Here is a 25,896-nt window from a genome sequence, read left to right as displayed (position 1 = left end):
GACGACTAGACTCAATCGACCGGGCACACGATTCTCAGATCATGGGACTGAGTGGTTGGGTGCCACCTATCCGTAGGGGCACGCACATGGCTGCCAGGAACCCGACGCTTATCCTTATGCCCTGCACCACCAGCGGGGTGGCCGAAGAACAGATCTTCGCCCAAGGCTTTACAGACGACCTGCAGGTGGAACTTGCGCGCTTTGGCTCGCTGGATCTGATCAGTTGGCAACCCCCAGCTGCGCAGGCGTTGCCCGCGCCAGAAACGCCAGTAACGAACCAGAGCGGCAAGGCGTTTGTGCTGCGCACCGCACTGCGTCGCACTGACAGCAGCGTGCGCATCACCGCCGGCCTCAGCGAATCCCACAGCGACCGCCACGTATGGAGCCAACGTTACGAAGCGCCAGCGGCAGAGCTGTTTGCCATTGAAGACAACATAGTCGCGCAGACCGCTGTGGCCCTCGCCGCTCGGCTTGAAGATGCCGTACTGCTCGAATCGCGCAGCAAAGCCATTGAGAATCTGGAAGCCTATGAGCTGTGGATACGCGGGAAATCGCTGCTGCTCAAAGGCACTGCCGAGGATGATGCCGCAGCACGCGTTCTGTTCGAACGGGCGATCGCGCTCGATCCGCACTTCGCCAGGGCCTATGGCGGGCTGGCGCTCTCCTGGTTCAATGAGTGGACCTGCCAGTTCTGGCACGCCTTCGACGCCAATGGCGAGAAAGCCTATAAATTCGCTCACCAGGCCCTGGCCCTGGACGACACCGACCCACTGCTGCACGTGGTGATCGCACGCATACTCCTGCACCGGCGCGACTTCGGCCAGGCCGCCTGGTACGTGGACCGCGCACTGGCGCTGTCGCCCAACCATCCGGACTGCCTGATCCAGCTCGCGCTGTGCCACGCCCTGCTGGGTAATCACGACGCCAGCATACGCTGCGCAGAACGCGCGTTTCGACTGCACCCTTTTCATCCGCAATGGTATTCCGCCTACGCCAGCGTGCCTTATCTGCTGGCCCGGCGTATTGATGAAGCGATCGAATTCGCCCGTAGTAGCCTGGACGTTCCGGTGGTCGATCTGCCAGCCGCGCTGGCGATTGGTTACGTGCAGAAAGGGCAGATGGAAGAAGCCAGGCATTGGTACGGAAAGTTCGAAGCGCTATTCCGCGCCAAAATCACCGGCGACCGGGAGGCTCGCCCCGGCGAAGCGATTGACTGGCTGCTGTCGGTCAACCCGTTACGCCAGTCCGAAGACATCCGCTTCGTTCGTGAAGCCATGGCCCGCATCGATGCGTCGAAATCATCCCCGGCCGCGCCTGTTGCAACTAACCCGGGGCCGACCAAGGAGTCGGCAATGCTCCGCCAGGGCGCGGGATGGATGCTCAGCTATGCCGGGCAAAGCGTATTGCTGCCGGATATGAAAGGCCTACAGGACATCCTGGTATTGATCCGCAGTGCCGGCACAAGCATTCACTGTTTCGACCTCTCGGGCCAGGTGAAAAATGCCGGTAAAAGCGACCAGATGCTGGATGATAAAGCCCGCAGCGGATACAAGGCGCGCATCCGCGAATTACAGGAGGAACTGGCCGAAGCCGAGGACCGTAATGACCTCGGTCGCAGTGAACGCGTTCAAGCGGAACTGGATAGCCTGCTCGAAGCCCTGTCCGATGCGCTAGGCCTCGGCGGCCGCAGTCGGCGCCTGGGTTGCATGGCAGAGCGGGCCAGAACCACCGTTACCTGGCGCATTCGTTACGCCATCAAAAAAGTCGAAGCAGTACATGCCCCTCTCGGCCGGCATCTGCGCAGAGCAATACGCACGGGGCTGTTCTGCAGCTATGAACCCGAAACGCCGGTGAAGTGGCAGCTTTAGCTGTCCATTTCCCGCCGACAGCGCCCACCGCTGCCTCCCAACTACATCCATTTCCGCCAGCAAAACACTTGTTTCCGCTATGAAACCGTCTCATCAAAACCCACGAAGGTTGCCACTTCAGCAACAGGCCGACGCTTCGACACCACCGCGTTAGCCGGAAACTCCTCGTCCGGGTAACCCATGGCGACGCAGATCATGATCACCTGATCTTCGGGAATACCGGCATGCTCGCGAACAACAGGCGAATGCATGATGCCCTGGCTGTTGACCACACAGCCCAGGCCGCGGGACCAGGCGGCGTTGACCAGGCCGTTTACCAGCGCGCCGCAGTCGAACTGGGCGATGTCGCCGTCCTGCAGAACCCGGTCATAGGTCACGACGATGGACACCGGCGCGTCGAACTGGCGAAAGCCGCGCAAAATCCAGTCCTGGCGTTTGTCCTTGTCATCACGGGCAATGCCCATGGCCTTGAAGAGTTGCACTGCGATCTCTACCTGCCGATCTCTGTGCTCGCCTTCATAGGTACCTATACCCCGGCTTTCCTTGGAGGGCGGCACACCGCCGAGCATGCGTTCGGTATTCTCGGCGCGAATGCGGTCCAGCGGCTCACCTGACAAAACGTGCAAGTGCCACGGCTGGGTATTCATCGATGACGGCGCGCGCGTCGCCAGCTCGATCACTTCCTCCAGCACGCTACGCGGGACTGGCTTTTGCTGAAACGCGCGGATGCTGCGACGGCCCAGTACAACCTCTTCATATTTCAACCTGGATCTCCTTAAAAATAGTCTGGCTTGCGATGCGGCGTTCAGGGACCCGCCAGCCTGTTGGCCAGACATTAGCATATCCGCGTCGGCGCTGAGGACGGCAAAGGAGCCGACAGGCACTCACCTATTCAGCCAGGAACTTCTTGTAAGCCGTGCGCTTTACGAGCCATTATCTGTTGCGAATGAGAATATCTATCGTTCTGATAAAGAATTGGTATTATAATCCCCGCCACAAACCGCCATGGCACCTTCGCAGCAGAATAAAGCGAAGGGCCAAAAACCACTGAATCACTAGGGACCTTAGGATGACTGAGAGTAAAACCGGGCTGAATAAGCCACGCGCGCCTTGGCAACGTACCACTACCGTTTTCCTCTGCTGCGCGCCGCTGGTAGCCGCTTCCATGAGCGCAAGCGCTCAGGAAAAAAACGAAGCCAATAACGATCAGCCGTATCGCCTGGCGCCGGTTATCGTCAACGCAAAAGCCAATGCTGATGATGATTCCAACTCAGTCGTTGCCAAGGAGCTCTGGGTTGGCGGCAAAGTCGCTACCAGCCTGCTCGACACACCCGCCTCGGTATCAGTGGTTACCCAAAAGGAAATCGAGCAGCGCAGCGCGAGCACGACCGAAGAAGTGCTGCAATATACCCCGGGTGTGATTACCGACTACTACGGCACCGACGACCGTAACGATTACTTCACCATCCGTGGCTTTCAGGCGACGACCTATCGCGATGGCTTGACGCTGGGCTCCATGCGCGGTGTGCGCGAAGAGCCCTTTGCCTACGAACGTGTTGAAGTGCTACGCGGCGCCAACTCCACTCTGTTTGGGCCAGCCGACCCAGGTGGCTCGGTCAATTTCGTGAGCAAGCGGCCACGCTTTGAGCGTATTGGTCAGGGCTATCTCACCTACGGCTCCTTTGATCACAAGGAAGCGGGGTTGGATGTGGGCGACTCGCTCAATGAAAACGAAACCCTGGCGTACCGCCTTACCGGCAAAATCCAGGACAGCGAGCGAGAATACGATTATTCACGTGATGACAACGAATTTGTCATGGGCGGCCTGACCTGGGAGCCCACCGTCTTCACCTCAGCCACAGTGATTCTGGATCACCTTAAACAGGACACCACACCCAACAGTGGCGGCTATCCCCGGGACAGGGAATATAGCCGCAAAGACTTTTTTGGTGAGCCTGATTTCAACTATCACGATGTCGAGCGCACCAGCATTACCGGCAACCTCACCCACGATTTCGATAACGGTTTTGTGCTGCGCAGCAATCTGCGTTACAGCGAGCTGACCGATGATTTCGGATATGTCTATATCACCGACTCCCCTACTCGTGTGGGAACCGAAGTAGACCGTGGCTACTTCGGCACCGACAGTGATGCTGACGAGCTTATTGGTAACCTGATGCTGCAGTACGATGCGCGCTTTGAGCATTTCGACAGCAGCACGCTGGCAGGCGTCGAGTATCGTGATGCGTCTACCGACGACAGTTCCTTTTATGGCGTCGCTGCTCCTATCGATCTCGCCAACCCGGTTTACACCGGTGCTCCGGCTAGCCTGAATATCTATGCCGCAAACGACCGGGACTACAAAACCAAGTCATTGTTCTTGCAGCAAAACATTTCGCTGCACGACTTCATTGTCACAGCAGGTGTGCGCCACGATAAGCTGGATCTGTCCAGCACCGATATCTCTGGCGTTAACGCCTCGGATGACTTCTCGGAAACCTCGCTTCGAGGCGCCCTGACCTACATGGTCAACGATGAGATTTCCACCTATATCAGTATGGTTGAATCCGTCGCGCCGCCCACGATTGGCGTAGATCCCGAGCGCGGCAAGCAATATGAAGTCGGTGCCAAATATGCGCCCACCGGTATAAATGCGCTGTTTTCGGCAGCCATCTATGACCTGACGAGAGAGAATCTGACCATCGCTGTGGTACAGCCAGATGGCAGCATCAACCGGGAAACAGTCGGCGAGTCGCGCGCTCGGGGTTTTGATCTGGAAGCCAAGGCTGAACTGACCGATAACCTGAGCCTGGTCGGCGGCTATTCCTATATAGACTCCGAAGTTATCCGCGATAACAACGCATCCAGAGAAGGCAACCAGTTTGGCCAGGTACCGAAGCACTCCGCCTCGCTGTGGACCTATTTTGGTCTTCCCGGCACCGATATGAGCGTTGGCTTGGGTACGCGCTACCTCGGTTCTTATTATTTCGATGCGGCCAATACCGCCGAAAGCGATTCAACCATGCTCTTTGATGCCGCCTTCAACTATCCAATCGTCAAGGGTACAGATCTGGCGATCAACATTAGCAACATCCTGGACGAGCAGTATGTAGTCGGCTCCGGCACCGCGGATTACTACAATCCCGGCCGCGAAATCACCGCCAAGCTGAGCTATAACTGGTAAGACTCTGCATCACCACCTGCGCGATCCGGACGCGCAGGTGGGCACTACTCCCTGTCCTCATTTCCCCCTTTGCCTGATCACCAGCGACTCTGCTCATCCGCAAGACGCGCACCGCCTTGGCGCGCAGTTTGCCCCGGATTTGTGCGATCCACCGCCTTGCCTGCTGCAACTGAATACAAACCTGCTATATTTTGTACACAATTTTTAAGTGCTCCCGCTTGCGCTCGCCTGCCCCGACAATCTTGCCGGGCGGCGCGGTAAACACGGAACAGAACTTGCTTGCGCCACCTGCGAGGGTAGCGGAGCTGTAGCCCTGGCCAAAAACGATCACAACAACACGCAAGGACCAGCCCCATGAACAATGATGATTTTCAAATTCAGGATATCGAGCCCTCGCTGTACAACGACGACCTGGCGCCGCTGCCGCCGAACAAGCGCACCTGGGGCGCGTTCGAGATCTTCAACGTATGGTCCAACGACATTCAGAGTCTGTTCGGCTATACCCTCGCGGCGACGCTGTTTATCTCCTACGGCCTGAACGGTTGGGCAGTGCTGGCCGGGATCGTACTCGCGGGCTTTATCGTGATGGGGCTGGTGCAGCTTACCGGCAAACCGAGCGTAAAATACGGTATCCCCTTCCCAGTCATGGCCCGCTCGAGCATGGGCGTGCGCGGCGCAAATTTTCCAGCGATGGTGCGCGGGATTGTGGCGATTTTCTGGTATGGCGTGCAGACCTACTTTGCCTCTACGGCGGTCGCCCTGCTGCTGAACTCGGTACTGGAGACGCCAGCTGATGCGGCCACCTTCATGGGCATTACCGCAATAGGCTGGGTGTCTTACTGCCTGGTCTGCGTGTTTCAGGTGTTGCTCTTCGTACGCGGCATGAAGTGGATTACCAAGTTTCTCAACTGGGCCGGCCCTTTGGTGTATGTAGTGATGATCGCGCTGATGCTGATCATCTGGTACCAGGCCGGCCCCACCTTATTGAGCGAATTGGGCAGTATTTTCAGCGGTAGTGGTGTTTATGAAACCGGTCCAGTGGCGGCTTTCTTCGCGGTAGTCGGCACCATGGTCGCCTACTTTGCGGCGGTGGTGATCAACTACGGTGATTTTGCCCGCTTCGTCAAAAGTGAAAAGCAGATGACCATAGGCAACTTTCTCGGCCTGCCGGTCAGCCTGGCAATCTTCTCGCTGATTGCGCTGGTGATCACCGCCGGCACCGTGGTGGTGTTTGGCGAAACCCTGACCAACCCCACCGATATTGTCGCTCGGGTCGACAACCTGACGCTGACCATTATCGCCGCACTAACCTTCTTTGCCGCGACCGTGGGCATCAACCTGGTGGCCAACTTTATTCCGCCAGCCTATGACATCGCCAACCTGGCACCCGCCCGCATCAGCGCCCGCACCGGCGGCTTCATCACCGCCGCCATCGCCTTCTTTATTGGCGCGCTCTGGGTGGCATTTATCAGTCAGGTGGGTATTGCTGCGTTCGTTGATACCTTGGGGGCAATTCTTGCGCCGCTGTACGGCATCATCATTGCGGACTACTACCTGGTGCGCAAGCAGCACCTGAACCTGCAGGATCTGTTCAGCGCCAAGGCCACCGCAACCTACTACTTTGATGGTGGCTGGAACCGCAAGGCAATGATCTCCTTCGCTATTGCCTCGGTATTCTCGGTAGCGTCGGTGTGGGTGCCGGCGGTCAGCGAACTGCATGGTTATGCCTGGTTGCTGGGCGCGCTGCTCGGCGCCGTGCTGCACTATTTGTTGATGCGCAATGCCGCTGCGCTGCACACCTCAAAGACCGCAGCCAGCCACAGCTGATAGACGCATGCTGCGCCGGGCGACTTTGCCACGGCGCAGCGTACGCCAGCTGCATGCCCACAGGCTTCAATCAGCTTCGTCGTAATCCTCGCCCTCTTTGGCATTGGTACTGGCGTCGGCATGATCACCCTGATGATCTTCCCCAAAATCGTTATCTTTCTGCCGAATCTGTGGTTTAGATAGCAGATTTCCTGAGAAGCCGGCGGGGTCGCTTCTTCAGCATGCTTGGCCAGGAGCTTTCCCGGTCTGATATTGGGGACTGCAGTCCAGCGCTTTCAGTGCGTCGCACAAAGCGTGAGTCAGGTGTTTCGGGTCGCTGTTAGTCAGCGAGACTGAATCACATTCCTGAAAACGACAGAACGCTGCAATGGCATCCAGGAATGCGGTAATGACAGAGCCTTCAGCAAAACGGTGCGGTTCAAAATGCAGCGTCTTGATCTGCAGGTGACGTGTCTTTCGATGGGCTTTACAGTCCATCCGGCCGACAAACTCATCCCGGTATAACAGCGGCAAACAAAAATAGCCGTGCCGACGCTTGGCTTCCGGCACGTAGCATTCCAGTTGATAGTCGTATTGAAAGAGCGCCTTGAGCCTGTCTCGTTGAATCACACTGTTGTCGAATGGCGAGAGGATCAGCATGCGGCTATTCAGCCGAGGAAGAGGACGTTCGAGCGCACCGGTTGGCAAAATAAATACATCCCCTCCGGCTAACACTACCTGCTGCAGGTCGCCATGCGCCAACCTTGCCTTAATCAGCTCTTTTACCGCCTCGCGTAGTTCTGGATTACGCCGCAAATAAGTCAGCCCCTTGAGCGAGACTAGGCCATGGCAGCGCAGTTGCTGATCAACAATGTGCGCGGCAAACTCCTGGACACTCGGCATCGTTGTATCAACGTGAGCAGGTAGTACCCGCTCGGTCAGATCATAGGTCTTTTGAAATCCTTCGCGGGCGCTGACCATCAGATCACCCTGCATATACAACTGCTCAAGCGCCTTTTTGTCTGGCTTCCAGTCCCACCAGCCTGCCCGTTTTGGGCCAGCGGATTCCAGATCCCGGGATCGCAACGGGCCGTCTGAGCCGATGCGCGCCAGGAGTTCGGCCATCAGCTTCCGATCAGGGTTTTTGAACCAATGCGTCTGCCCGCCTTTGATGGCATTTTTGTAGGGCAAGGAAAAGCGAAAATCCGCGATGGGCAAAAAAGCCGCCGCGTGTGCCCAGTACTCAAAAATATCACCGTCACGCAACATCTGGTTGGTCATGGCGGGTTTGAAGTCCGGCACTCTTGAACGCAGAACATGGTGATGCGCTCGCTGGAGCACGGATATGGTATCGACCTGCACGTAACCTATGTGATTGATGGCGTTACGGGCCCCAGGCAACCCCCGACCGAAGGGTTGAGCCTGCAGCAAGCCTTGCGCAGCGAGGGCAAGGCGACGTAAGCGCAGCAGTTCTGGCGGGCGTTTAATTTCGATCATTTGCATCGTTGCCGCATTCGGCGTCCAGGCTTTGCGTTGTCGTCATTGTACTCAACTGCTGGCTGGGTGGCTTAGAGCGGGCCCGGCCAGGCGCTGTTTTTGTGCCCGGATGGATTCAGTGAGAAAGTCCATCAGGGCGTGAAACCTGACTACGCCTCGCAGATCTGGATGCATCAGAAACCATAAGCCATATTCCAGCTCGGGGATGGGGTCAGTGAGCTGCACCAGATCCGGATCATCGCCTGCCAGATAACAGGGCAGCACGGCCAACCCCATACCTGCGCGAATAGCGCTGAAGATGCTGACCAACGTATCCACGCGATAGATGCAGGCCGCGTGCAATCTGTTCTTTTCCATCCACTGGTTCAATGCCGCATCCTGCAGGCGTGCCCCGCTGCCAATCCACGGCTGGCTGGCAAGGGTCGCAATGGACGTTCCCGGAGTCAGACCCAGACTCCGATGCGCGTAGATGGCCTGGCCAATGGTGGTCAGTGATCGGCCGATCAGGTTTTCCGGGGGGCGATTGGAGGGGCGGATAGCCACATCAGCTTCGCGGCGTGTCAGGTTGAATAGCTGGTTGGATACAGCAACATCCAGCACGATCCCCGGGTATTTATGCCCGAAGTGCTTGAATAGCGGCGTCAGCAGCCCCATCAGCAAGGAGTCGGTGGTGGTGGTCCAGATTTCTCCGCTTGGCTCCAGGTCGCGGCCAGCCACTTTACGTTCGGCGGCCACGGCGGCTTCATCCATTACCCTGGCGGTATCGGCAAGCTCCTCCCCGGCAAGGGTCGGCCGGTAGCCGCTTCGGCTTCGCTCGAAAAGGGTAACGCCCAGGCGCTGCTCGATATCTCCCAGCCGTCTGAACACAGTGGCGTGGCTCACATCCAGAGCGCGCGACGCGCCTGACAGAGAGCCCGCGGTTGCAATAGCAAGGACCAGTTCAAAATCATTCCAGGCCAGATGACCGCGAGCTTTCTGGGGGCTGAGCGTGGATTTACCGGGCTGTGTACCTGTTCGTTTTTGCAAAGTCTGTCCTCATATTTATGGAATAGCTTGCATATAAGAACAATATTAGCATGTGCCCAAACCCGTGAAATAATCCACTTGTCCTGTTCGCAGGGTCGACGCTATAGAGGGCAGAGATATGCTCAATGCAGGCAACATCCAGTACTTTCAACACGGCGAATCGACACCTCAAAGCGACGAGAATGGCGGAGCTGAAGTAGGTATCGACCATACGCTTAACGACAGCATCCCCGCTAGATACCAGGATGGGCGGGGAGGCATCGATCTTGAGCAGGTGAGAAGAGATCAGCGCGAGGCGCGACGGCAAGTGCTCCAGTGGGTGATACGGCGCCTGAGGCGATTGTGAATCCACTCTGCTTTCATGACGTCTCCCATTGAACTAATTTTTCTTTGCAGACCCTATTCGTTAGCTGGAAATGATTAACGACAAACCAATACAGCAATCCCATTCACGACTTTCCAACAGCGGTGATACGAACCATGATCAAAACAGCCCTCACCCTGAGCGCGCTTATTCTGCTCAGCGGATGTACTGAAGACAGCGACACCCAGGAAACTCAGGCGCCTGCTGCTACCGAGCAAAGCCAGTCTGATTATCAGGCCACTGATCAATGGGTTGGAAAATGGACCGGGGTTGAAGGGTTGGTTCTGGATATCAGCAAAAACCAGCCCGCAGGCCCTGGCCATTATCTGCTGGAGATGCGTTACGGCCTGGATGCCGATCAAAGCGGCACATTCGAAGGCCAAGCAGCAGAGCAAGGGATCAGCTTCAGCCGCGAGGGCGAAAGACACCTGCTTCGTGCCGGTGACGGCGAAGCCACTGGCATGAAATGGCTAGCGGAAAAGCAGGAATGCTTGGTAGTGCAGTCAGGTGAGGGATACTGCCGAGACTGATCTGCGGGAGCGGGCTGCTTGGCTGTTTGATGAAGCAATAAATGGGTTGCTTCAAAATAAAAAAGGGGCTGATTCAATCAGCCCCTTTTTTGTACAACGATCTTACCCTTGCGGCGATCAACCAATACTGTCGACAATCCCACCTTCTACACGCAATGCCGCACCCGTCGTCGCAGAAGCCTGGGGAGAGCAGGTATAGACCACCATATTGGCCACTTCTTCGGTGCTGGCAATGCGCTGGATGATCGAGGAAGGCCGCTTGGCCTTGACGAACTTGTCGCCCGCCTCCTGCATTGAAATGCCTTTTTCTTCCGCCATCGGCTTGAGCATCTCGGCCACGCCTTCAGACATGGTCGGGCCGGGCAACACGGCATTTACTGTCACACCAGTACCGGCCAAGCGTTTGGCCAGACCCCGAGCGATCGAGAGATTGGCTGACTTGGTAAAGCCGTAATGAATCATGTCCGACGGAATATTCAGCCCGGACTCGGAAGAGATGAACACCACCCTGCCCCAGCCCTGATCCACCATCGCCGGCACATAAGCGCGGGAAACTCGCACGCCCGAGAGCACGTTCACATCGAAAAATTCCTGCCACAATTCATCGGAAGTCTCAAAAAAGTCCTTCTGGCCATAGATACCCAGGTTATTGACCAGAATATCCGCCTTCGGCTCGGCTGCCTGCAATTTGGCCAAGCCTTCTGATGAGCTCAGGTCCGCCGCTACACCGCGCACCTGGGCTTTGGGCAGAGCCTCTTTTAGCTGCTTCAAGGCGGAGTCTACACTCGCCTGCTTGCGACCGTTGATGATCACATTAGCGCCCGATGCTGCTAGGCCCTGGGCGATGGCAAAGCCGATGCCGGCGGTTGAGCCGGTGACAATGGCGGTTTTGCCGGTAAGATCGATTAGCATGTTGTGTCCTCGTTAGTGGCTTATGGTGAAGAATAGACAAGTAAGGCGGACCGGTGGGTAAATAGGCGTATTAATCTCTAGCCCAATGTTCCGCCCAATGATGAAGGTCCAGCAGCTTTGTGCCCAACTCCTGGCCTGGAATGGTCAGGCGATAGCCGGCGCCCTCTACCAGTTCGACCAGCTCCATTTCCCGCAGGAGCTTCAAGCGGCTGTTGAGTACCGTCGGGGAGAGCTGATCACAGCGTTCCCGCAGATCCCGGAATGACAGCGGCCCAGGGGTCAGTTCCCAAAGAATACGCAACGTCCATCGCTGACCTAGCGCATCGAGCAGCACCATGATCGGACGGCCGCTGTCGGAGCCGCGCACGGGTTGGTTAATGGCTTTGCTAACCATCAGATACCTCTCATCGTCGAACCCTTGACCGCTACAGAAAATGTAGCGCAGAATCGAGCCGCTACACATTCCGTAGCGGAAAATGGGAGGTTACCATGAGTCACGATCTTGCGCCCCTGCCGGGGCCTGATTTCCCTCCAGCCATCCAAGAGATATTGGATCGTTATTATCCGAGCAGGGACGGTGAGGTTTTGAGCCTGTTCCGAGTATTCGCACGCAGTCCACGCCTGATGCAAAAACTCGGCGCCTCCGGGCTGCTGGACGCCGCCAGCCCTTTGACCGTAAGGCAGCGAGAGATCGTTATTCTGCGCACCACCGCCAACAATGACTGCGAACACGAATGGGGCGTGCACGTCAAAGTATTCGCCCGCGCCGCTGGTTTCAGCGACGCGCAGATTCGCGCCACACGGCTGGCACCAACGAAGTCGGAAGACTGGGATGAGGGAGAGCAGTTATTGTTGCAGGCGGTGGATCAACTGCACATTAATGGGCGCATGGACGAACCAACCAGCAAGCGCTTTGCGACCTGCTGGAGCACAGAGCAGCAGTTAGAGATTCTCGCCCTGTGCGGTTACTACAAAACCGTTAGCATGATCGCCAACACCGCGGCGTTGCCGCTGGAGAGCTGGGCCGCGCGTTTTCCCGGTTAGCGTGAGTTTCAGATACCTTGGATCTTGATACCTTCGACTAGATCTTGCCTTTTGCTAGGGCGGACTGCACCACAGAGCAACAGGCACGGCCTGGACCTGACCCTGAAGCCCTGAAGGTTCAGGCCCATGGCCACTGGGGGGCTAAAACTCCGTCTGAATTGGTAATCTGACTATCGTGCCCAAAGCACATCCGAGGTGATCTGGCCAACCGACCGCGCACCAAAATAAGCGCCTTCCATAGCCCTACTTTTATCGAGATAGCTCACTTGGAGCCTTTCGATACTGTCGCTTGCATCATTTATCGAGTAGTCGTGGCCCATCCGAAAAAAACCAATGTCCGCACCTTGTGAGGGGTTGAGAAAGACATCAACGGTAATCCGAGTCTCTGGGTCCCAATTCACCACACCATTGCTGTCCGGGAGCCAAACAACCACCCGCTCGGTGGCATCATGGGTACTGAAGGAGCTGAAGTAAGCTTTTTTAACCGCCGTTGTATCCGTCAGAACACTATCGAGGGACGGAAGGCAGCTAGCATTACCAGACAAGAACTCTGCCGGATGTCTATTCCGAACATCAATAAATCGAGCCTTCAGTACGGGACTTGAGTTGACCACGGAAAGCCATTCACGCCGAACTGTTGCTGCATAAGTCCTAACGACCCAAGGTTCTAAAAAACGATCCGTGTGAAGCTGGAAATTCTGTTGCTCCACCTCGAAGCCAATGGCGACTGCGAAGTCTTCCGCTGAAGCCACCTCCCTGTCTGCACGGAACGTGTTAATCAAAAGCCGCTTGATACCCGGCGCAGACGCTAACTGTCTGCTTAGCTCGTGACCGATTACAGGACATGAGTCGGCAGCTCGGCGAAACACGCCCACCCAAACACGTCGAGATCCCGCCGACGAGGCAGATGCGATCCAGAGCGGCCAGATGACTTTCTCGGGTTCTACCCCGTTACTGCGGACACTTTTGAAAAAAGGCACAATGTGCCAAAGGAGTGTTCATGTCCAAACGCAGAAGATACAGCCCCGAATTCAAGCGCGAAGCCATCGCGCTATCTCGCCAGCCAGGTGCCAATTGCCGCCAGGTGGCCTTAGAGATTGGAATTAATCCCAACCTGTTGTCCCGGTGGGCGCGTGAAGCCGAAGAATTGCCAAGCAAGGCCTTCAAGGGCTCGGGAACGCCGCGTGACGAAGAGCTTGCCCACTTGAAGCGGGAACTGGCACGGGTAAAAAAGGAACGTGATTTTTTGCGCGAAGCGGCAGTGTTCTTTGCAAAGGAGTCGTCCTGAGGTATCAGACGATTCAACACTGTCGCAGTCTTTTCCCGATACGTCTTATGTGTCGTTGCCTGAAGGTATCGGCCAGCGGCTATTACGCTTGGGCATCTCGTCCGCAGTCCAGCAGGGCAAGAGCGAACGACCGTCTGCTGTCGCGTATCAGAGAGATTCACGATGACAGTGGCGGAATGCTTGGGTCGCCCCGAATGCACGAAGACTTGGCTGCCGAAGGCGTTGCAGCCAGCCTGAATCGTGTTGCAAGGCTAATGGCCAAGCACGGCATTCAGGGGTGGCCCCGTAGGAAGCGAGGACGCCTCGGACGCGCATCAAATCGGCCACAAGGTATTCAAAATCACCTTGAACGGGATTTCTCCGCACTGGAACCTGATACCAAATGGGTCACTGACATTACGGAGATCTCCACCCAGGAAGGAAAACTATTTCTCTGCGTGGTTCTGGATTTATTCAGCAAGCTGATCGTTGGCTGGTCTATGCACCACCGGCAGGATCGGCAGATGGTAATCAGAGCTGTTCAAATGGCTGTCTGGCAACGTCAGGGCGAAACCCCAGTAATACTGCATTCAGACCGAGGCAGTCAGTTTACCAGCGGTGATTACCAGCGATATCTAGGCAGTAACGATTTGGTCAGCAGCATGAGCGCGGTTGGCCATTGCGGAGACAACGCAGCCTGTGAGGGGTTCTTCGGCATGCTAAAACGAGAGCGAGTACACCATCGGCGTTACCGTACGCAGGACGAGGCAAGAGCTGATCTGTTTGAATACATCGAGCGGTTCCATAACCCCAGGATGCGACGTAGAGTTGCTGTTCAGGATCGGAAGCTCACAGCCGTTTTATAACCGTCCGTGGAAACGGGGTAGAACCCCTCGAACACGGTCGTCACAACAATTGTTGTAAGCATGATTCCCTTGCCACAAATAACGCTATAGAAAACCAACTCAGTAGGACTTAAGGTCAGGTCTCGCCTTTTGCCAAGCCAGATTATTCCAAACAGAAAAAAAGACCTGCAACTAATACCATTTCTACTACTAAGCTAGCGGCGGAGGGTATTTTGGTGTATCCAGAAAACTATCGACATTTTGCTCATAGTATTGCGCGATGGCCAACATCGTATCGGAAGATACTAACCCATTGAAAGTGGCTTGCTTTCCCTGAGGGATCCAGCTTCCGTTTTCAGAAACATACGACGCCAAAAGCCCTAGCTCTGGAAACTTACAATTTGCCTGCAACCGACCGAAACTTCTTTTGATCAGGTCAGCAGGCATCATGTCTACGGCGGTTTCCCAAGGTTCCTCAACTGTTCCCGCAGCAGCATCTATTACTTTGGTTTGGAGAACCTTTCGCCAAGCATGTTCTGGGCTTGCGTCCGAAACAATCAAGTGCCCGACTGCGACGTAGGGAAACCCATGCTGCAGCATCCCCGCAGCTTGAGAAAAGCCAAAGTCACCAGGCGACTTTCCTTGTTTCTGAAACGTAGGCCTTACCGCTTTTAGCTCTATTGCAAGCGCACTTGAAACAATCATGTCCTCGCCTTCATAGGGGATAACCAAAAGGTCGATATCTCCAGGGAAGTTCATTCGGGGAACCATGTCTCCCGAAGGGATAAATCCTCTTATCATTACTCCGCTATCACTCCCCATGCGATCAAATTGACTTGGCATCAAACGACGAAAGCATTCCCCGAATTGTCTCCTGTCGCATACCAATCGCAACGCCAAGTAAATCTCATCATTTTTTTGAACCATAGACTTTGGTACGTAGAATCTCTTCTCTCCATCTCCAGTGGAACGAGGTCGTCGGGACATTTTTACGCGATATTCTTCCATAAAACCCTCGAACCTTTTCGGTACCGTTCATACATGAGAAATCACTGAGTGAACGGCAAAAAATAAATCTATCCTTTTATTCGAGGCTTGTCGTTACGCTTAGGGTCAGGTCTTGTCTTTTACCAAACCAGCCGCCCCAATAGAGGAAAAGGCTAGATTTTACCCTGGCTCCCACCTGCTTTGATGAGGCATCACCCTGCCTGGATTCGACCTAGAGCATCTCGCGCGACACCTCAAGTACCCGACCGTCTACGGTACGTTGAAGCTTGTCCTCAATCTCGCTACAGATCGACTCCACCTTCTGCGGCGATATCGCCACCACCACAAAGGACCACTCACTGGATTCGAGTCGATCCAGATGATCGCTTTCACATACCGCGATCGCCGGCGTGCGGCCGAAACGCTCATGCAGGCCGCCCATACGCTGGCGTTTTTCTTTTAGCGAGCCACATCCTGGTAAGGAGAACTGGATTGTCAGCACAGCTATGTTCACGCTACCCCCCGACCCATAAACTTTGCGTTGACCTCAATTATTCGAACAACACATCCTGAACCGGCTGCTCGGCCAGTTCGCGTTCGCCCGGCCACGCCGGCATCGGCTCCAGCCCAGGCACCCTTTCAGCCAGTTGCTGCAGGAATATACGCGCCAGTTCAGGAGCGAGCCGGTTGTCCGGAGTATGCATAAACAGCATAGGCTCACGCCCTTCTGCCAGCCATTGCTGAAACTTGTCCAGCCAGGGCTGGAGAAAGCCCAGATTGGCCTGATTGTCCATGCCGCCGATAAAACGCACCGCCGGCTGTTGCCCCAGCGCCAGCGCGTGTACCGGCAATCGCGGTTTGCGGGCCTTGGCCTCAACTGTGGCTGGGTCATCCGCATCACTGGCGAACACCGCCCGGCTATCAAAGATCAGGCGTTCGATACCGCGCTCATGCAAATGGCGATTCAGTTGGCGCTCTGCCTCATCCTTTAGAAAAAATCCGGCATGACGCACCTCGACCGCGTACCGCCAAGCTGTCGGCAAGGCATCGAGAAACCCCAGCAGCTCACCCAGCGCATCTGGACCGAAACGGGCCGGTAGTTGCAGCCAGATCGGCCCAAGACGCTGCTTCAATGGCGCCATGCGCTTAAAAAAGCGCTGCAGATCCGGACTCTGCGGATCCAGGCGCTCGACATGACTGACTTCGCGCGGCAGCTTGGCGCAGAAGTGAAAGGTATCCGGCAGCAGCTCTGCCCAGCGCGCCACCGTCGCCTCGCTCGGCAATGCATAGAACGTGGTATTACCCTCCACAGCGCCAAATACCTGAGCGTATTGCTGCAAACGCTGATCAGCATCGGCATCGCTACGGTACAAAGCACCCCGCCACGCCGGTTCGGCCCAGAGCGGGCAACCAAGAACGATACGAGGGGGCTTGGGCGTTGTCACGGGGGCTAGGGAGAATCCAGGTTAGGTAGGAACATCAAGTCGAAACAAGGGTAGCGGTTCGACTTGGTGATGGAAAGCCGCAAATATCCCCACGTAGTGCCACATCGCACCGGACACGTGCAACGTGACCTGGGTATTGACGAACATAAAAAAACCCAGGCAAATGCCTGGGCTTCTCGGTACTACGCATGGTGCTTAAGCGTCTTGCGCTTCCGCGCCTTCAACGTCCTTGATCGACAACTTGATACGGCCGCGGTTGTCCACGTCCAGTACCAGTACGCGAACCATCTGGCCTTCGGTCAGTACGTCGGTGACTTTCTCGATGCGCTGGTTGGCGATCTGAGAGATGTGCACCAGGCCGTCTTTGCCAGGCAGGATGTTGACGAATGCGCCAAAGTCGACGATGCGCTCTACCTTGCCTTCGTAGATCTTGCCGATTTCCGCTTCTGCAGTGATCTCGTCAACGCGTGCCTTGGCAGCGTTGGCGGCGTCCTTGGTGGGCGCGAAGATCTTGACTGAACCGTCGTCGGTAATGTCGATGGAGGCACCGGTTTCTTCGCAGATACCGCGGATAGTGGCGCCGCCTTTACCGATCACGTCGCGGATCTTGTCGGAGTCGATCTTCATGCTGATCATGGTCGGTGCGTTGGAAGACAGCTCCTTGCGCGACTCGCCGAGGATCTGGTTCATCTGGCCGAGGATGTTCAGGCGCGCTTCCAGGGCTTGGCCCAGAGCGATTTCCATGATCTCTTCGGTGATGCCCTTGATCTTGATGTCCATCTGCAGAGCAGTTACGCCCTTGCTGGTACCGGCTACCTTGAAGTCCATGTCGCCGAGGTGATCTTCGTCACCGAGGATGTCGGTCAGAATCGCGAACTTCTCGCCTTCCTTGACCAGACCCATGGCGATACCGGCTACTGGCGCGCTCAGCGGTACGCCGGCGTCCATCAGTGCCAGGGACGCGCCACACACGGAAGCCATGGAGCTTGAACCGTTGGACTCGGTGATTTCCGATACCACACGAATGGTGTAGGGGAAGTCATCCATGTTCGGCATAACCGCAGCGATACTGCGGCGGGCCAGACGGCCGTGGCCGACTTCACGACGACCGGTGCCGCCCATACGACCGCACTCGCCTACCGAGTAGGGAGGGAAGTTGTAGTGCAGCATAAAGGGGTCTTTCTTCTCGCCTTCCAGGGTGTCCAGCAGCTGTGCATCGCGGGCGGTACCCAGGGTGGTGACAACCAGCGCCTGTGTTTCGCCACGGGTGAACAGTGCAGAACCGTGGGTGCGATCCAGTACGCCGACTTCGATGTTCAGCGGGCGAACGGTTTTGGTGTCGCGACCGTCGATACGTGGGTTGCCGTTGACGATGCTTTCGCGCACGGTGCGGTACTCGATCTCGCCGAAGGCGTCTTTGACTTCACTGGCAGAAGGCTTTCCTTCTTCGTCGCCAGCCAGGGCTTCGATTGCCTGGGTGCGCAACTCGCCAAGGCGAGTGTAGCGGGCCATCTTGTCGGTAACGGTGTAACCCTCGGCAATGCCGGCGCCAAACTGCGACTTGATCGCGTCCAGCAGTACGGTGTTTTCCGGGGCTGCAGTCCAATCCCAACGAGCCTTGCCGGTTTCAGCGGCGAGTTCCTTGATGGCTTGAACGGCGGGTTGGAATTCCATGTGGGCGAAAAGTACGGCGCCCAGCATCTGGTCTTCAGTCAGTTCTTTGGCTTCGGACTCAACCATGAGTACGGCGTCTTCAGTACCGGCTACGATCATGTCCAGACGCGAGTCTTTCAGTTGCTCGTAGTTGGGGTTGAGGATGTAGCCGTTGTTGGCGTCAAAGCCAACGCGTGCGCCGGCGATAGGGCCGTCGAACGGGATGCCGGAAATGGCCAGCGCGGCGGAGGTGCCGATCAGGGCGGCGATATCCGGATCAGTGGTCTTGTCAGTGGAGACGACAGTACAGACCACCTGGACTTCATTCATGAAGCCTTCGGGGAACAGCGGGCGGATCGGACGGTCGATCAGGCGCGACGTCAGGGTCTCTTTTTCAGTAGGACGGCCTTCACGCTTGAAGAAACCACCGGGGATGCGGCCTGCGGCGTAGGTCTTCTCGATGTAATGCACGGACAGAGGGAAGAAGTCACGACCGGAGTCGGCTTTCTTGGCGCCGACGACGGTACACAGAACGGTAACAGCGTTGTCGATGCTGACCAGTACGGCACCAGAAGCCTGGCGGGCGACGCGGCCCGTTTCCAGGGTGATGGTGTTGTTGCCTAATTTGAACTGTTTGATAACCGGTTTCACGGTGTGCTCTCTCTCTGTATTTGCCTTTGGGGAAACTCTGGGCACGACCGGGTTTCGGACCCGGCCATGTCCAAACGGGACTTGTCGCTTAGCGACGCAGACCCAGACTGCTGATCAAGCTGGCGTAACGCGGAATGTCTTTCGACTTCAGGTAATCCAGCAGCTTACGACGCTGGTTTACCATCCGGATCAGACCACGACGGGAATGGTGATCCTTCTTGTTTTCCTTGAAGTGACCCTGCAGCTTGTTGATGTTTGCGGTCAACAGCGCTACTTGGACTTCCGGAGAACCGGTGTCACCTTCGCCACGTGCGTATTCGGTTACGATTGCAGCTTTCTCTTCGACGCTCAGTGCCATGATAGCTTTCCTCTGAGTGAACAGGCCGGGAACCTTATTCCCGTGTTTTAAATCGAGGAGTGACCATGCCTGTTAACAGCCACCCTCGTTGTGACCCTGATGGGTCAACTTCTTTGCTGCTGGCTTGGCGTTGTGGGCCAAGGTCAACATGGATTCCCGCTTTCGCGGGAATGACGGGGTGTGGGGGAGTGGCTTGCGGATTGGCCGCTGGCTTTGCTCCTTTTGTACCCTGCCTTTGTTACTTTTGCTGACTCGGCGTGTTGGTTGAGTCGGCTTGGATTCCCGCCTTCGCGGGAATGACGGTGTGGGGCGAGGGCTCCCGTGTGGGGGCGTTGGCCTTAGAGCTCGTCATTCCCGCGAAAGCGGGAATCCATTGTCTATCCGTTGAAACGCATCAGGCGTTTCGGTGCTACTCGGGCGTCGTCGGTCATTTCGCCGATGCCGATAAACTGGCCATTCTGATCGCGCAGACGCACCATGCCAAAGGCTGGGCTGCCGGGTACCCGGACGGCTTGGCCGTGATTCAGATAGTAGGCGGTCTGTTCGGTCAGTTCTACTTCGGGCCAATCCTGCAGGCCGCAATCGCTTGGCATCAGCAGGTGATCCAGTGCCAGATGGCCGCCTTCAGCGTGCAATGCTTCCAGCTCTTCCAGCGTGACTGCCTTGCTCAAATCGAACGGACCAGCCTGGATGCGGCGCAGCTCTGATACGTGCGCGCCACAACCCAGGGCATTGCCCAAATCTTCTACCAGCGTGCGTATGTAGGTGCCTTTGGTGCAGTGCACTTCCAGCCGCAGGCGATCACCTTCCAGGCCCAGTATTTTAAGCTGATTGATAGTAACAGATCGCGGCTTGCGCTCCACTGTTTCACCGGCGCGGGCCAGCTTGTACAGCGGTTGGCCTTCGTGCTTGAGCGCGGAGTACATCGGCGGAATCTGCAGGATGTCACCGGTGAACTGCGGCAGGAAGGATTCGACCTGCTCCAGGGTCACATTCACCGGCTTGCTTTCCAGCACATCACCTTCCGCATCGCCGGTGGTGGTGGTCATGCCCAGGCGCGCTTCGGTGACATAGGCCTTGTCCGCGTCGAGCAGGTACTGGGAGAACTTGGTGGCTTCACCCAGACACAGCGGCAATACGCCACTGGCCAACGGATCAAGACTGCCGGTATGCCCGCCCTTGGCCGCATTGAACAGCCAGCGGACTTTTTGCAGGGCATTGTTGGAGCTCATGCCCAGAGGCTTGTCGAAAATCAGGACGCCGTCGATATCACGGCGTTTGCTACGCGGTGCCGACAAAGCTTACTCCTCGTCTTCCGATTTGTGCCCGCGGTCTTCGGCCACGGCACGTTCGATCAGCGATGACAGGTGCACGCCACGGCGCACGCTTTCGTCGTAATGAAAGTGCAATTGCGGCACGCTGCGCAGCTTCATGACCTTGCCCAGCTGCATGCGCAGAAAGCCGGCCACGCCCTTGAGGATCGCAAGGTTCTGGGCGATGTCTTCTTCGCTGTCCTTGTCCATCAGGGTGATATACACCTTGGCGTGGGCCAGATCGCGGCTCACTTCCACGGCGGTAACGGTGATCATGCCGACGCGCGGATCGCGAATATCGCGCTGCACCAGAATCGCCAGCTCACGCTGCATCTGGTCCGCTACGCGGTGGGTACGACTGTTTTCATTTGCCATTACATTCTGTCTCTGACCGCCTGTGGCAGCCTAAAAAATTCGATCTGCGGAAACGCCAACGGCAAGCCCGTGAATTCGCTTGCGCAAACCCCCGAACCTGCCGTGTGACGCCGCTAAAGGCGGTTACAGACTGCGCTGTACCTGGATACGCTCGAATACTTCGATACGGTCACCGGGTTTAACGTCATTGTAGTTCTTCACACCGACACCGCACTCCATGCCATTACGCACTTCGGCGACGTCATCCTTGAAGCGACGCAGGGATTCCAGCTCGCCTTCATAGATGACCACGTCCTGGCGCAATACGCGGATCGGACGGTTACGGTGGATGGTGCCTTCAATGACCATACAGCCTGCCACGTCGCCAAACTTGGGCGAGCGGAACACGTCGCGTACTTCGGCCACGCCGAGGATCTGCTCGCGAACGTCGCTGCCAAGCATACCACCGAGGGCCTTTTTCACGTCGTCGATGATCTCGTAGATCACGCTGTAGTAGCGCAGATCTAGACCTTCGGTTTCAACGATCTTGCGCGCTGTTGCGTCGGCACGGACGTTGAAGCCGAAAACCACGGCGTTGGAAGCCAGCGCCAGGTTGACGTCGGTCTCGGTGATCCCGCCGACACCGCCGGAGATGATCTTGACCTGGACTTCTTCGTTACCCAGCTCGCTGAGTGAACTCTGCAGCGCTTCCAGAGAACCACGTACATCGGACTTGAGTACGATGTTGAGGGTCTTCTTCTCGTCCTGACCGAGGTTGTCGAACATGTTCTCCAGTTTGGAGGACTGCTGACGGGCCAGCTTGATTTCGCGGAACTTGCCCTGACGGAACAAGGCCACTTCACGGGCTTTCTTCTCGTCGGTCACTACGGTCAGCTCGTCGCCAGCATCCGGCGTGCCGTCCAGGCCGAGAATCTCGACTGGGATGGACGGGCCAGCTTCCTTGATCGGCTTGCCGTTTTCGTCATACATGGCACGTACGCGGCCATAGTTGACGCCGGCCAGAACGATGTCGCCCTGACGCAGGGTACCGTTCTGAACCAGTACGGTAGCAACCGGGCCACGACCCTTGTCCAGACGCGACTCAACCACAACACCGCGGCCCGGAACGGACGGCTGCGCTTGCAGTTCAAGTACTTCGGCCTGCAGCAGTACCGCTTCGAGCAGTTCATCAATACCGGTACCAGCCTTGGCCGATACGGGCATGAACATGGTGTCACCGCCCCACTCTTCCGGAATCACATTGAGCGCCGCCAGGCCGTTCTTGATACGGTCGAGATCGGCATCTTCCTTGTCGATCTTGTTGATGGCAACTACCAGCGGCACGCCGGCAGCCTTGGCGTGTGCCACGGCTTCTTCGGTCTGCGGCATCACGCCGTCGTCCGCTGCTACTACCAGAATCACGATGTCAGTGGCCTTGGCACCACGGGCACGCATGGCGGTAAACGCTGCGTGGCCGGGGGTGTCGAGGAAGGTGACCATGCCGCGTTCGGTTTCTACGTGGTAGGCACCGATGTGCTGGGTAATACCACCGGCTTCGCCGGAGGCAACCTTGGCACGGCGAATATAGTCAAGCAGCGAGGTCTTGCCATGGTCAACGTGACCCATGACGGTTACCACAGGTGCCCGGTTGACCATTTCGCCTTCATGCGCCTGGGACGCGGATACCAATGCGTCTTCCAGATCGTTGTCACTGATCTGCTTGACCTTGTGGCCCATGTCTTCAGCAATGATGCTGGCGGTGTCCTGATCCAGTACCTGGTTGATAGTCACCATGTTGCCGGACTTGAACATGTACTTGATGACTTCTGCTGCCTTGATCGACATCTTCTGCGCCAGTTCGGCCACAGTGATGGTCTCGCCAATTACCACTTCACGCACTAGAGGTCCTGTCGGCTTCTCGAAGCCGTGCTGATTACGTTTTTTGTTCGCCTTGAGCTTGCCACCACCGCCACGGCGACGGGCCATGGCCTCGTCATCATCGCTACCGGTGCGGGTGGCGTTGCGGCCTTTCCCTGCATGACCACCGGCGCGCTTGCGGCTGCGCTCTTCCTCTTCCTCGGCGCGGGTCGGCTTGCGATGCGCGTCTTTCTTCTTGGAATGGTCGGGCTTGTCGGCGGGCGGCGCGATAACAGTCGGCGCGGCCTGCACTTCAGGCGCTGGAGCGGGTGCAGGGGCTGCAGGAGCCGGCGCAGGCGCTGCTTCGGCAGCTGCTGGGGCTCCGGCTGATGCGGCGGCGGGCGTTTCAGCCTTGGCTGCGGCGGCTGTTTCGGCTGCCTTGCGGGCTTCTTCTTCAGCTTTGCGCTGGGCTTCAACTGCAGCCTTGCGTACATCTTCAGCAGCCTGCTGCTCGTCTACTTCACGAACGCGTTCTGCTTCCAGCTCGGCCGGATCGCGCTTGACGTAAGTCTTCTTCTTGCGCACTTCGACATTGACCGTCTTGCTGCCAGCGACCTTCAAGGTGCTGACGGTTTTGCGCTTGAGCGTGATCTTGCGTGGTTCGGACGGAGCCGAATCACCGCCATGAGAATTCTTCAGGAACGCCAGCAGTTTCTGCTTTTCGTCATCACTGACGCGCTGTTCCGCGCTGGTTTGGGGCAAACCGGCTTCCTGCATCTGCTGCAGCAGGCGCTCCAGAGGCGTGCCTACTACCTGCGCTAAATCTTTGACCGTTACTTCCGCCATTCAACTCTCTCCTCAGTCGGGGCCCTGCGTTATCGCAGGGTGGGCTTGCTATGCCGACCGGTTATTCAAACCAGGGTGCGCGGGCAGCCATAATCAAAGCGCCGGCACGTTCTTCATCTATATTTTCGATATCCAGCAGCTCGTCAATTGACTGCTCTGCCAGATCTTCCATGGTGATAATGCCTTTGGCGGCCAGATGAAATGCCAGGGCGCGATCCATACCTTCCATGTTCAACAGGTCGTCAGCCGGCTGTACTTCATCCAACTTCTCTTCACTGGCCAGGGCCTTGGTCAACAGCAGGTCCTTGGCACGCGAACGCAGCTCGTTGACGATGTCTTCGTCAAAGCCGTCGATCGCCAGCATTTCTTCCATCGGTACGTAGGCAATCTCTTCCAGGGAAGTGAAGCCTTCTTCTACCAGCAACTGCGCCAGATCTTCTTCAACGTCCAGTTCGGCGATGAAGGTCCGCAGGATGTCGCCGGTTTCGGCTTCCTGCTTGGCGCGGATGTCGTCTTCGGTCATCACATTCAGAGTCCAGCCGGTCAGCATGCTGGCCAGACGAACGTTCTGACCGCTGCGGCCAATGGCTTGTGCCAGGTTGTCCTCAGCGACGGCGATATCGATGGTGTGCGTGTCTTCATCAAGGATGATCGAAGCAACTTCAGCCGGGGCCATGGCGTTGATCACGAACTGGGCGAAGTTGTCGTCCCACAATACGATGTCGACCCGCTCGCCACCCAGCTCACCGGAAACGGCCTGAACGCGTGAACCGCGCATGCCGATACAGGCACCCTGCGGGTCGATACGCTTGTCTTTGGAGCGCACGGCGATCTTGGCGCGTGAACCCGGATCACGGGCAGCACCCATGACTTCGATCAGCTCTTCGGCGATTTCCGGCACTTCAATGCGGAACAGCTCAATGATCATTTCCGGACAGCTGCGCGACAGCACCAGCTGCGGACCGCGGTTCTCGGTGCGGATATCCTTGAGCAGCGCACGGATGCGCGTGCCGGTACGGAAAGTTTCACGCGGGATCATTTCTTCGCGCGGCAATACGGCTTCGGCGTTGTTACCCAGGTCGACGATGACGCTGTCGCGGGTAACTTTCTTCACGGTGCCGCTGATGATTTCGCCAAGGCGGTCACGGTAAGCGTCAACCACCTGGGCGCGCTCTGCTTCACGGACCTTCTGGACGATCACCTGCTTGGCGATCTGCGCAGCAATACGGCCGAATTCGACAGAATCGATCTTGTCTTCGACCACGTCGCCGATCTTCAGCGCGGCATCGCGCTCCTGGGCCTGGTCCAGCGTCAGCTGCATACCCGGCTCTTCGAAATCCTCATCAGCGACCACAGTCCAGCGCATGAAGCTTTCATAGTTGCCGGTGTGGCGATCGATTGCCACACGCACATCAACCTCGTCTTCATAACGCTTCTTTGTCGCTGTGGCCAATGCCAGTTCCAATGCTTCAAAAATCACATCGGGCGGTACGCCCTTTTCATTGGAAACGGATTCCACAACCAGCAGCACTTCTTTGCTCATCGTATGCCTCGCCTAACGCCATCCATTGGGGCCATAGAGCCCGAAATAATGCTCAAAACCGCGGAATAATATTGCTCTTGTCGATGCTGTCGATCGGCAGCAGATATTCGTGCTCATCTACCTGCAGTATGATCTCGTCGCCTTCGACTCCACGGATGACACCTTGAAAATTCCGCCGCCCTTCATAAGGGACGCGCAATCTGATCTTGGCCTGCTCGCCGACATGATCGGCAAACTGCTCAAGTGTAAATAACGGCCGATCCATACCCGGGGATGAGACCTCCAGGGTGTAGTCGCCAGTAATAGGGTCTTCCACATCGAGTACGGCACTTACTTGCCGGCTGACTTCCGCGCAGGCTTCCACGCTGATACCGTCGTCATGGTCGATATAAACCCGCAGCAGGGTGTGTCGCCCTTGAGACAAATACTCGATGCCCCAACAACGATAGCCCAAGGCTTCGACAATCGGGACCACCATGGCCTCCAACTCAGTCAATTTGCCGGACAAATTTACCGCCTCGCATAGTCTTGAAAGTATTGAAAACC

General features: G+C 56.9%; 22 protein-coding genes. 6 read left to right on the top strand and 16 right to left on the bottom strand.

Going from position 1 to position 25,896, the window contains the following annotated elements; translation table 11 throughout:
• The first annotated feature begins 86 nt into the window (after positions 1-86).
• A complete protein-coding gene (locus EAO82_RS04585; RefSeq protein ID WP_143520374.1) occupies positions 87-1,868 on the top strand; it encodes a tetratricopeptide repeat protein in 1,782 nt (593 codons plus the stop codon).
• Positions 1,869-1,945: 77 nt separating this feature from the next.
• On the opposite strand, the gene EAO82_RS04580 is transcribed toward EAO82_RS04585, so the two are convergent.
• Positions 1,946-2,632 (bottom strand): nitroreductase, encoded by a 687-nt coding sequence (locus EAO82_RS04580; protein ID WP_096347864.1) that lies wholly within the window; start codon positions 2,630-2,632, stop codon positions 1,946-1,948.
• Positions 2,633-3,033: 401 nt separating this feature from the next.
• Here EAO82_RS04580 and EAO82_RS04575 point away from each other — a divergent pair, with 401 nt between their 5' ends.
• Complete coding sequence (locus tag EAO82_RS04575) at positions 3,034-5,052, top strand: TonB-dependent siderophore receptor (RefSeq protein ID WP_231703328.1); 2,019 nt, start codon at positions 3,034-3,036, stop codon at positions 5,050-5,052.
• A gap of 354 nt (positions 5,053-5,406) precedes the next feature.
• On the top strand, positions 5,407-6,879 hold the full coding sequence (locus tag EAO82_RS04570) for an NCS1 family nucleobase:cation symporter-1 (RefSeq protein WP_096347862.1): 1,473 nt from the start codon (positions 5,407-5,409) through the stop codon (positions 6,877-6,879).
• A gap of 216 nt (positions 6,880-7,095) precedes the next feature.
• On the opposite strand, the gene EAO82_RS04565 is transcribed toward EAO82_RS04570, so the two are convergent.
• Both EAO82_RS04565 and EAO82_RS04560 read right to left on the bottom strand, forming a co-directional pair.
• Entirely contained in the window at positions 7,096-8,361 is a 1,266-nt protein-coding gene (locus tag EAO82_RS04565; RefSeq protein ID WP_218838667.1) for a winged helix-turn-helix domain-containing protein, read from the bottom strand.
• A 45-nt stretch (positions 8,362-8,406) separates the two neighbouring features.
• Positions 8,407-9,381, bottom strand: a complete 975-nt coding sequence (locus EAO82_RS04560) for a LysR family transcriptional regulator (RefSeq protein ID WP_096347861.1) — start codon at positions 9,379-9,381, stop codon at positions 8,407-8,409.
• Positions 9,382-9,861: 480 nt separating this feature from the next.
• Between EAO82_RS04560 and EAO82_RS04555 the strand changes: the two genes are divergently transcribed.
• On the top strand, positions 9,862-10,275 hold the full coding sequence (locus EAO82_RS04555) for a hypothetical protein (RefSeq protein ID WP_096347859.1): 414 nt from the start codon (positions 9,862-9,864) through the stop codon (positions 10,273-10,275).
• A 117-nt stretch (positions 10,276-10,392) separates the two neighbouring features.
• Here EAO82_RS04555 and EAO82_RS04550 read toward each other — a convergent pair whose 3' ends face one another.
• Together EAO82_RS04550 and EAO82_RS04545 are read right to left on the bottom strand one after the other, a co-directional pair.
• Positions 10,393-11,187 carry an SDR family NAD(P)-dependent oxidoreductase gene (locus tag EAO82_RS04550; RefSeq protein WP_096347858.1) on the bottom strand — a complete coding sequence of 265 codons (795 nt, stop codon included), beginning with the start codon at positions 11,185-11,187 and terminating at the stop codon, positions 10,393-10,395.
• Positions 11,188-11,257: 70 nt separating this feature from the next.
• The gene (locus EAO82_RS04545) at positions 11,258-11,581 is read right to left on the bottom strand and encodes a winged helix-turn-helix transcriptional regulator (RefSeq protein ID WP_096347925.1); all 324 of its coding nucleotides are present in this window, start codon (positions 11,579-11,581) and stop codon (positions 11,258-11,260) included.
• A gap of 95 nt (positions 11,582-11,676) precedes the next feature.
• Between EAO82_RS04545 and EAO82_RS04540 the strand changes: the two genes are divergently transcribed.
• Positions 11,677-12,231, top strand: a complete 555-nt coding sequence (locus EAO82_RS04540) for a carboxymuconolactone decarboxylase family protein (protein WP_096347857.1) — start codon at positions 11,677-11,679, stop codon at positions 12,229-12,231.
• A gap of 170 nt (positions 12,232-12,401) precedes the next feature.
• Here the strand turns inward: EAO82_RS04540 and EAO82_RS04535 are convergent, their stop codons facing one another.
• The gene (locus EAO82_RS04535) at positions 12,402-12,983 is read right to left on the bottom strand and encodes a hypothetical protein (protein ID WP_143520373.1); all 582 of its coding nucleotides are present in this window, start codon (positions 12,981-12,983) and stop codon (positions 12,402-12,404) included.
• 248 nt (positions 12,984-13,231) lie between these two features.
• Between EAO82_RS04535 and EAO82_RS04530 the strand changes: the two genes are divergently transcribed.
• Positions 13,232-14,364, top strand: a protein-coding gene (locus EAO82_RS04530; protein ID WP_153274270.1) for an IS3 family transposase whose coding sequence is annotated in 2 segments (ribosomal slippage) — positions 13,232-13,472 and positions 13,472-14,364 — 1,134 coding nt in all. Because the reading frame shifts where the segments join, the coding sequence is not laid out codon by codon here.
• Positions 14,365-14,553: 189 nt separating this feature from the next.
• On the opposite strand, the gene EAO82_RS20950 is transcribed toward EAO82_RS04530, so the two are convergent.
• The 10 genes from EAO82_RS20950 to rimP all read right to left on the bottom strand — a co-directional run bounded on the left by EAO82_RS20950 (position 14,554) and on the right by rimP (position 25,858).
• On the bottom strand, positions 14,554-15,351 hold the full coding sequence (locus EAO82_RS20950) for a hypothetical protein (protein WP_231703281.1): 798 nt from the start codon (positions 15,349-15,351) through the stop codon (positions 14,554-14,556).
• Between the two features lie 211 nt (positions 15,352-15,562).
• Positions 15,563-15,844, bottom strand: a complete 282-nt coding sequence (locus EAO82_RS04520) for a DUF503 domain-containing protein (RefSeq protein WP_096344957.1) — start codon at positions 15,842-15,844, stop codon at positions 15,563-15,565.
• Between the two features lie 37 nt (positions 15,845-15,881).
• On the bottom strand, positions 15,882-16,775 hold the full coding sequence (locus tag EAO82_RS04515; RefSeq protein WP_235850528.1) for a DUF72 domain-containing protein: 894 nt from the start codon (positions 16,773-16,775) through the stop codon (positions 15,882-15,884).
• Between the two features lie 195 nt (positions 16,776-16,970).
• Positions 16,971-19,079, bottom strand: coding sequence for a polyribonucleotide nucleotidyltransferase (gene pnp, locus EAO82_RS04510; RefSeq protein WP_096344958.1), 2,109 nt, complete (start codon positions 19,077-19,079; stop codon positions 16,971-16,973).
• A gap of 88 nt (positions 19,080-19,167) precedes the next feature.
• The gene (rpsO, locus tag EAO82_RS04505) at positions 19,168-19,437 is read right to left on the bottom strand and encodes a 30S ribosomal protein S15 (protein ID WP_028615142.1); all 270 of its coding nucleotides are present in this window, start codon (positions 19,435-19,437) and stop codon (positions 19,168-19,170) included.
• Positions 19,438-19,814: 377 nt separating this feature from the next.
• On the bottom strand, positions 19,815-20,735 hold the full coding sequence (gene truB, locus EAO82_RS04500) for a tRNA pseudouridine(55) synthase TruB (RefSeq protein ID WP_096344959.1): 921 nt from the start codon (positions 20,733-20,735) through the stop codon (positions 19,815-19,817).
• 3 nt (positions 20,736-20,738) lie between these two features.
• Entirely contained in the window at positions 20,739-21,125 is a 387-nt protein-coding gene (gene rbfA / locus EAO82_RS04495; protein WP_096344960.1) for a 30S ribosome-binding factor RbfA, read from the bottom strand.
• Between the two features lie 123 nt (positions 21,126-21,248).
• Entirely contained in the window at positions 21,249-23,807 is a 2,559-nt protein-coding gene (gene infB, locus EAO82_RS04490) for a translation initiation factor IF-2 (RefSeq protein WP_096344961.1), read from the bottom strand.
• Positions 23,808-23,868: 61 nt separating this feature from the next.
• Positions 23,869-25,350 (bottom strand): transcription termination factor NusA, encoded by a 1,482-nt coding sequence (gene nusA / locus EAO82_RS04485; RefSeq protein ID WP_096344962.1) that lies wholly within the window; start codon positions 25,348-25,350, stop codon positions 23,869-23,871.
• Between the two features lie 52 nt (positions 25,351-25,402).
• Positions 25,403-25,858, bottom strand: a complete 456-nt coding sequence (rimP, locus tag EAO82_RS04480) for a ribosome maturation factor RimP (protein WP_096344963.1) — start codon at positions 25,856-25,858, stop codon at positions 25,403-25,405.
• Positions 25,859-25,896: the final 38 nt, after the last annotated feature.

Origin of the sequence: Halopseudomonas pelagia (assembly GCF_009497895.1) — a bacterium.
Lineage (GTDB): Bacteria > Pseudomonadota > Gammaproteobacteria > Pseudomonadales > Pseudomonadaceae > Halopseudomonas > Halopseudomonas pelagia_A.
Note: the sequence above shows the minus strand (reverse complement) of the source record. Positions and strands in the feature narration are given on the sequence as shown.